4 protein-coding genes and 2 pseudogenes are annotated in these 7766 nt (G+C 57.2%); 1 reads left to right on the top strand and 5 read right to left on the bottom strand.

Features of this window, described 5'->3' with window-relative positions; translation table 11 throughout:
* Positions 1-107: 107 nt before the first annotated feature.
* Positions 108-629 (bottom strand): DEAD/DEAH box helicase, encoded by a 522-nt coding sequence (locus J8X26_RS28085; protein ID WP_374101293.1) that lies wholly within the window; start codon positions 627-629, stop codon positions 108-110.
* Between J8X26_RS28085 and J8X26_RS28090 the strand changes: the two are divergent.
* A pseudogene (locus J8X26_RS28090) lies at positions 615-662 on the top strand (hypothetical protein); the annotation flags it as partial. The gene J8X26_RS28085 and the pseudogene J8X26_RS28090 overlap by 15 nt on opposite strands.
* Positions 663-674: 12 nt before the next feature.
* On the opposite strand, the pseudogene J8X26_RS19920 reads toward J8X26_RS28090, so the two are convergent.
* The 4 genes and pseudogenes from J8X26_RS19920 to J8X26_RS19935 form a co-directional block, all read right to left on the bottom strand.
* Positions 675-4208 (bottom strand): annotated as a pseudogene (locus J8X26_RS19920) (DEAD/DEAH box helicase); the annotation flags it as partial.
* A 99-nt stretch (positions 4209-4307) separates the two neighbouring features.
* The gene (locus J8X26_RS19925) at positions 4308-5279 is read right to left on the bottom strand and encodes an ExeA family protein (protein WP_208951728.1); all 972 of its coding nucleotides are present in this window, start codon (positions 5277-5279) and stop codon (positions 4308-4310) included.
* Entirely contained in the window at positions 5279-6946 is a 1668-nt protein-coding gene (locus J8X26_RS19930) for a DDE-type integrase/transposase/recombinase (RefSeq protein ID WP_208951729.1), read from the bottom strand. Before J8X26_RS19930 ends, J8X26_RS19925 begins: the two co-directional genes overlap by 1 nt.
* Positions 6946-7605 carry a recombinase family protein gene (locus J8X26_RS19935; protein WP_208951731.1) on the bottom strand — a complete coding sequence of 220 codons (660 nt, stop codon included), beginning with the start codon at positions 7603-7605 and terminating at the stop codon, positions 6946-6948. Before J8X26_RS19935 ends, J8X26_RS19930 begins: the two co-directional genes overlap by 1 nt.
* Positions 7606-7766 lie beyond the last annotated feature (161 nt).

The raw sequence follows: 7766 nt of genomic DNA on the forward strand, positions 1-7766 counted from the left end.
AACCTTCCTGAGACACCCCAAACCACCAGAAAAACGGCCGGTTTTATGGCGACACGTTATCTGCCCTTTTCAGCACCGTTTTTCCATAAAAATACCCATTGCGGAAATCAAATCACCAACGATGATGCCTCCCCTCGTAACACCGATAACAAGGCCCCTGTGTCCAACCGGCCAACGATGTCGCTACCTTCCAACAGTTCCTCTGCCAACTGCCTTTTTCGGCTGTGCAGGGCGACCATTTGCTCCTCAATGGTGTCCTCCATGACCAGCCGGTATACCGTGACCGGCCGGTCTTGACCTATACGGTGGGCGCGGGCGCTGGCCTGATCTTCTACCGCTGGATTCCACCAGGGGTCGAGATGAATGACGTAATCGGCAGCCGTCAGGTTAAGCCCCGTACCGCCCGCCTTCAGGCTTATCAGAAACAGCTCGCCCTCGCCTGACTGGAAGGCCGATACCCGTCCTTTTCGTTCAGCCGCCGACGTCGAACCGTCCAGATACTGGAAGGCGATACCCTGTTCATCCAGCGCCGTGCGCAGCAACGTCAGATGGTCAACAAACTGGCTGAACACCAGGGCCTTATGGCCGTTTTCCCGCAGCTCGCCGATGATGTCCAGGCAGGTCGCCAGCTTGCTGCCCGCCAGTGGAAAATCGTCCAGAACCAGCGACGGATGGCAGCAAAACCTGCGCAGACGGGTGATTTCCGCCAACACCTGCAGCGGCTTGACGTCACCACCCCCGCTTTCCAGGCGTTCCACCGCCTGCCGGCGCAGCGCCTCGTACCAGTGCCGTTCCTCTTCGCTCAGGGGAATACGGTGAAGGATGTCGGTTCGGGCCGGCAGTTCCTCGAGCACCTGCGACTTGGTTCTGCGCAGCATGAAGGGTTTTATCAACTGCTTCAGTGTACTGGCTGCTATCCGGTCTCCCTGCTCAACCGGCCCGATAAATCGCTGATTAAACAACTTTAAGCCGCCCAGCAGACCGGGGTTGAGGAAGCGGAACAGGCTCCACAGCTCTCCCAGGTGATTTTCAACCGGCGTGCCGCTGAGTGCCACCCGGAAATCCGCTTTTAGTGCCATCACCGCCCTGGCTCGCTGGGTCTGCGCGTTCTTGATGGCCTGCGCCTCATCCAGCACCACGCTGTGCCACTGCAGGTCGGCAAAACCCGACGCATCCTGCAGCAGCAGTCCGTAGCTGACGATCACCACATCGAATGCACCCATGTCTGATATCTCACGCCGGTGTCGGTAGTCATGTACCCGGAGCGTGGGCGCAAACCGCTCACTTTCGCTCAGCCAGTTGTACGTGACGGACGTGGGGGCAACGACCAGTTGCGGCCCACCGCCCGCACGTTCGAGTAGCAAAGCCAGGGCTTGCAGCGTTTTCCCCAACCCCATGTCATCGGCTAAGCATGCCCCCACGCCCCAGTGGGCCAGCCGCGACAGCCAGCAGAACCCCTCCTGCTGGTAGTCGCGGAGCTCCGCTTTTAGCGTGGACGGCACCACGGGGTGGTGTTTTTCTCTCGCCTTAAGTTTGCGCAACTGCCGGCGCCAATCCTCGTCACCGTCGAACTGACCGGCTTCGTCGGCCAGCGTGTTCAGAAACGGCAGGGTCAGGGCATTCAACGTGAGATGTTTTCCATCACTTCCTCCGGTCAGCAGGGCTATCTGCTGCAAACGCTGACGCAGCTGGTTATCCAGGGCCAGCCAGTCCTGTTCGCCCAGGCGGATGAAACGGCCGCGGCTTTCTTCCAGGAGCGTCAGCACCTGACGCAGCTGCAGGACTTTGCCATCATCCAGAGTCAGTTCTCCGGACAGGGCAAACCACTCCCCCTGGCGGCGGACGCTCAGCGTCAGGGCGTGCATGTCCCGACGCCCCCCGAGGCGCAGACGCTCGCCTTCCGGCCATACGCATTCGAGCAGCGGAGGGGCAACGGCACGCAGTTGTGTCAGCGCTTCCAGCGCGTCCTGCGTGTGGGTGAACTGCCATTCGGTGTTGTCCTGTTCTGTGTCAGCCAGCAGCGGGCAGGCGCGGAGCACCTGCTGCATCCGTTGTCGTTCACTCTGCAGGTCTCGCCGTGTTTGTACCGCCTGACCGTCCTGCTCGCCATTGATAATTTGGCTGCCACGCCCCGGCGGCAGCCAGGCTCCGTTTTCCAGAGGGCGGCTCAACAACTGCAGGCGCAGCCCTTCGCCAAGCGGCAGCAGGTGTGCATAAAGAGTTTCATCCGGCGACACGTGGGGAATATTGGCCATCAGCTCAGGCAGGTCAGTCCGGACGGGCAGAAGGGGAGCTATCGAAGAGACTGACTGCAGCACTTTCTCACGGGCAATCGTCGGGATGCGCAGGCCTTTGCCAACAATGGCGGCAATACGCCGGTGTTCTTCACTGACCGGGTACACCACGAGTCGGGTCGGGGTCTCCTTTTCAGTGACCAGGCACTGACTCTCATTAATCGCGGGCATCAACCGCAGGGAAAGCTGGTTTCCCTCCTCGCTGAGAACCAGCGTCACCTGGCCGGGTTCAATATCGATGCGCACATCCGGTGCGTCATGCCAGAACACCGCGGGATGTCCGGCCAGCAAGGGGAGCGCCGCTTCCGCGTCAATCGTGTAGCGTCCGTTGTCCCCGTAGAAGGAATAGGCCGACGTGTAATGAATATGACGTACGGCCTGCCGGTCCTGAGCCAGCAGCCAGGGCAGTGCATCGGACGACTCGTGGAGGCGTTTCAGCGCGACCGGTCTGCCTTTACTCCAGCCTTGCTTACCGTGTTTCTGCTCCAGTGGTGCCAACTCGAGGCTGTAGCTTTTGCGAGTCAGGATCCAGGCCAGCCGGGAGGCGTTGTCAGTATTCTGCGGCGTCAGTTTTCCCAGCGCGTCCAGCGCGTATTCCCAGGCTTCCTTACGCTGCCAGAGCAGACAGAGGGGGAAACGCTCAGCCATGAGCACGGGTGCCGGTTCGTCAAACTGCAGGTGAAGAATTGTGCGGATTTCGTAGCTCAGCAGGCAGTATCCACGGAGGGCTAACTTGTCACAAAAGGTGGTCAACCGTTGCCGAAGCCGGTCGCCATCCGGCGCATCATTACGCCAGAACAGCACCAATGCCTGCAAAATGCCGGGCATACCGACGAAGGGAGCCCCACTATTCACCGGGGGTGAGGGCAACGATGATGTTCCGTCGCGCTCCAGGAGTAACCCTTTCAGTAACGTCCAGCCTATGCCAAACCCCTCATCGACAGCATAATGCGTCAGCTCACTTAGCGTCGCGGCATGCGCTGGTTCTTCCCGGGTCAGTAGCGTCAGTGCCGCCATCATTGCGAGCATCGGCGGCAGGTGCAGCTTGCGTTTGCGCGTGACCTTGCGGTACTGGACCACCATCTGCCGGTACGCATCCATCGCCTCTTCCCTGTTTCCCCGGCACAGTGCTGCCCAACCCGTAACGGAAAGTGGCAGGCTGCCACCGGCTTTCAGTTTATCCAGAAGCATGCGCTCGTCGCGCCACAAGGCCTGCAGGGCCAGTGGTCCGCACAATATATCCGGGATAACGGATAGCGCCCCGACGTGATCGCAGACGAACCGCCAGATGTCCGAGCAGTCGCTAAGCCGGTAACTGGCGTCATTCAAAAAGGTGGCGAGCAGCAGAGTCTGCACCTCACCGTCCAGCAGCGAAAAAACCTTTTTACCCGTTTCATCAGCAAGCAAACTGGCGGCCGGGTGTGCGGCAGGGACATAATCATAACCGGACATCCAATCGGCCAGATGCTGAGGCAAAACCGCGATGTCGCCGGACAGAATGGCCCTCCAGAGGCGCGCCCTGTCCGGACGCAATGTGCCTCTCAGGGACGTATAGGTTGCGCACTGTGGCCCCGCACACCAGACGTCCGGATGCGTCAGCAGGGAGAGGAAAACGGCGTTATCATGACTGGGAGACAACCGCCAGCGGGCGTCGTTCTTCTGCAGCCAGCCGGCTCTCTGTAGCACGCTTAGCGCCTCCGTCATGTCGGCGGGATTCATCCGGCGGTGAGCGGCGGGGCTGATGCTCAGGATATGCATATTATCCAGCAGCGCAGATTTTGCCAGGTCGCCCAGCAGGGCTAACTGGCACAGGATTGCAGTAAGGTGAGAGGGTAACTGACCCACTGGATCCGCCATCAATGGCGGGTGGAGGCTGTCTGCCGAAGAAGCTATGTTATCGCTGTGTGTAGTCATGTCCTTACCTGTTGAAAATGTCAGCCCGGATGTCCGGGAATGGCCGACGTAGCGGGGATAGGGCGTAGCAGCAAGGCGGCACAAACATTAAACAATGATTTATAGTGGCAACCCCGCGGCCCGCATTTCCTCGACCAGTTCGTTCGAGCGCTGCGGATTCAACGTGCCACGCATCAATTGCCTAATTTCTGGCGGTTTTGCATCAAATTGAGTGCAAAGCGCACGAACATCGTAACCGTGCCTTGTCAGTTGAGGTTCAAGGTCGTCAATGCGTCGCGACAGGACGGCTTCCAGAGTGGTCGCATCAATGGGTTTTACCCCCATTTCGAAACCCGCTTCAAAAGCACGAACCAGATAGCGCCCTATCTGAAGAGGCGTTTTTAAACGGGCGGCCAGCATGGTTGCCGCCTCATCGGTAATGACATCATGTATTTCAGTCCCTTCGCCGAGCGATTCCCGCATGACCCAATCGATATAATCCCGCTGACGATCCCGCAGCCCACCGAACTCAAACACGGTGGTTCGATCCCCCACTTCTTCCATGCTGGGGCGCCGCAAATCATTTTTGAGTTTGGGGTGACCCACCAGGATTATCGAGATTTTTCCTTTCCCGTCAGCGGCAAGTTCAAACAGACGTTTAAGCGATGTCAGGGTTTTGGGATGGAGGTCATGAGCATCATCAATAAACAACGCTACCGGCTTCCTAGCCTTACGAAACAGCGCCTGCAGCTCGCGGGCACGTTTTTCTGAGTCGCTGGGGATCTTGATCGTCTTCTCGGTCGAGAGATCGTAGAACAGTGCCGCATCAAGCAGCGGTGCCGTAATTTTTGTTTTGTCCAGGCTGAGAGATCGGGCAACAATGACCTTGCCCTCCTTTTCCAGCGTTTCACGCAGCCGCCGCATGAGCAGGGTCTTTCCCGAACCAATCACCGCAGTGAGCGCGATTAACCGACCATTCTGAATAGCCGCCTTCAGATCCCGATGAATTTGTTCGTGGTGCTCAGTGTCGAAATAACCCGCATCAACAGGTTCACAACGTAACCCATAATGATTCATAACTTCGGTAAGCATCAACTGATCCCTCCTTTTCGCCCCGCAGGAAAGCGAGTGCGAATTGCCGCAATAATTGCAGGCCTGGATAATGTTTCGTCCAACAACTGGCCAATAAATGACTGATCTTCTGATTTGAGTTTCGCCAGGGGTAAACGTAACTCATCTGCAATGGCCTGACGCGCCGCCAGCTTGGTCGGATACGCCAGCTCGCAAAACGGATCGGGTCCGGTAAACGGGCGAGGATCCCTTGTCAATCCCGACGCTGAACTCGCAGGATCCAATAGCACAATGTCTTTTTCGCCGCTGACTGCGGCGCGCGGAATGCTGAGTTTATCGGCTAACGTACACACCTGTTCAGCACGGTATTCCCGGCGGCTCTTACGGTGTTTGCGATATCGGTGGATAGGGATCGGGCCATCAACGGGCAGGAAGGGGCCAAACTGTCGATCATCTAATTCGGCAAATAATTCCTGATCAAAGATCCCCCACCAAACAATAACGGTTTCGCCGGCCAGTTCCGGGTCCAGTTCGTAAGCCACGCCTGCAACGGTCAACCGACAGTCGATACCCACAGTGCGGCGTTCAGGCTCTCTGGCGAATGAACAAAAACGTTCCCAGGAACACATCGCACGCAGGCCACTGCCCGGTAACCGGGACAGCCAATCCTTAAGCCGGCTGTGGCTTTCGTGACGATGTTCCCGGGCGTTATATTTCGCAATATAGTTTGTCAGCCAACGGTTGGCTTCCGCTTCAGTCTCGGGTTTGTGGAAATGGTAAAGCGTTTCGTGGGCTTCCTTTACGGTGCGAAACGGTCGCTCAACCTTGCCCTTACTGCGTGCAGTCGTACGCCGTCCATCAGAACCCCGCGGCAGGTGAAAAATCACCTCGACACCCAGTGAATTCATCACCCGTTTGAAAATGGCCGACTTACCTACCGGCCCGTTGTCGAGCTGGATGGTTTCTGGTATGCCCTGAAAGGGCATACTTTGTTCCGGTTTGGCGCTCATGGCGTTGAACAAAAACCGAAGGGCTGTCTCCACGTCTTCACCGTATACGCAGCGGTATTCCTGATAGCTAACCCCCGAACGGTCATCAACCACGCTAAACAGCATCAGCGTAGGAGAACCTTGCCGGTCAGGATCGAGCCAGGATGGCGTTTCCAGCTCTTTAAGATCCGATGGACTCATATCGAAATGCCACAGTGCATTAGCGTGTTCCGCCTGAAATCGCACGGCGGGTGGTTCGCGGGATATCCGGGATTGATCATAGCCAAGACGGCGCATATGACGATTGAGCGTGGATGCAGTAAGACGGCCAGGCATGAGCTTTTCCAGCCCATCAGGGGTTTCAACACCATACTCAACGAGTAGTTCAAGAATGCGGGCGTTTGATAAGCAGCGGCCTTTCTTGTTGGTTGTTCTGACCTTTAGCGCGGCGACGATTTCACACCAACGTTCTATTTCACTGGCGGTCAGAATGCGCGGCTTACCGCGATCGGCGCGATGTGCGTCCTTAGCGCGCCGATCGCCCCGTAGCAAGCGATAAAGCGTTGCCCGCGACACAGCATAAAGGCTGGCTGTTGAGTCCATCAATAAGAGTCTTTCCGGGTGCCGCGCGGGTAAAGCTGCGAGCCGCCGGCGCAACATCGCAATGGCTTCCACGGGAACCGCAGTGGTTGCGCCCATTACACACCATTGATTTCAAAGGATAAAATACCTGTAGATGAGTTAGTCCCCTCATTGAGCAACGCGAGCCCGGCAGCCTTAGGTGAGCCATCCCCGTTAACATAGGTATAGAGAGTGGTAGTGGTCATGCCGAGCCGCCTTGCTACATCGGCAGCAACGGTTTGGCGATCCGCCATGGCTGCCATCGCCATCGCGAGCGTTGCCCGATCCATCTTGCGGGGTCGGCCGCCAAGGCGGCCACGTGCACGCGCTGCAGCTAACCCAGCCTGAGTACGTTCAGCAATCAATTCACGTTCGAATTCAGCGAATGCGGCAAAAATACCAAAAGCGAGCCGGCCATTTGCTGTTGTAGTGTCAATCTCAGCACCGGCACCGGTAAGTACCTTCAGGTTAATGCCCCGCACCCGTAAATCTTCAACGGTGTTAACGAGGTGGCGAAGATCGCGGCCTAGCCGGTCAAGCTTCCAGATAACCAGAGTATTGCCTGGCTGAAGCGCCTTAATACAGGCCTTTAATCCCGGTCGTGCATCATTACGTCCTGATGCGATGTCTTCATATATCCGTTCGGGAGCAATGCCTGCAGAAAGCAAAGCATCTCGCTGTGGGGCGATCGTCTGTACCCCATCAGATTTTGACACCCTCGCATAACCAATCAGCAACACAGGAATATCTCCACAAGAAAAGAATAATGGGAGGGTATAACCTGGCGTTGATTTCCGCAATGGGTATTCTTATGGAAAACCGGTGTTGAAAAGGGCAGATAACGTGTCGCCATAAAACCGGCCGTTTTTCTGGTGGTTTGGGGTGTCTCAGGAAGGTT

The sequence above is a fragment of the Rahnella sp. ChDrAdgB13 genome, assembly GCF_017655185.1.
Lineage (GTDB): Bacteria > Pseudomonadota > Gammaproteobacteria > Enterobacterales > Enterobacteriaceae > Rahnella > Rahnella contaminans.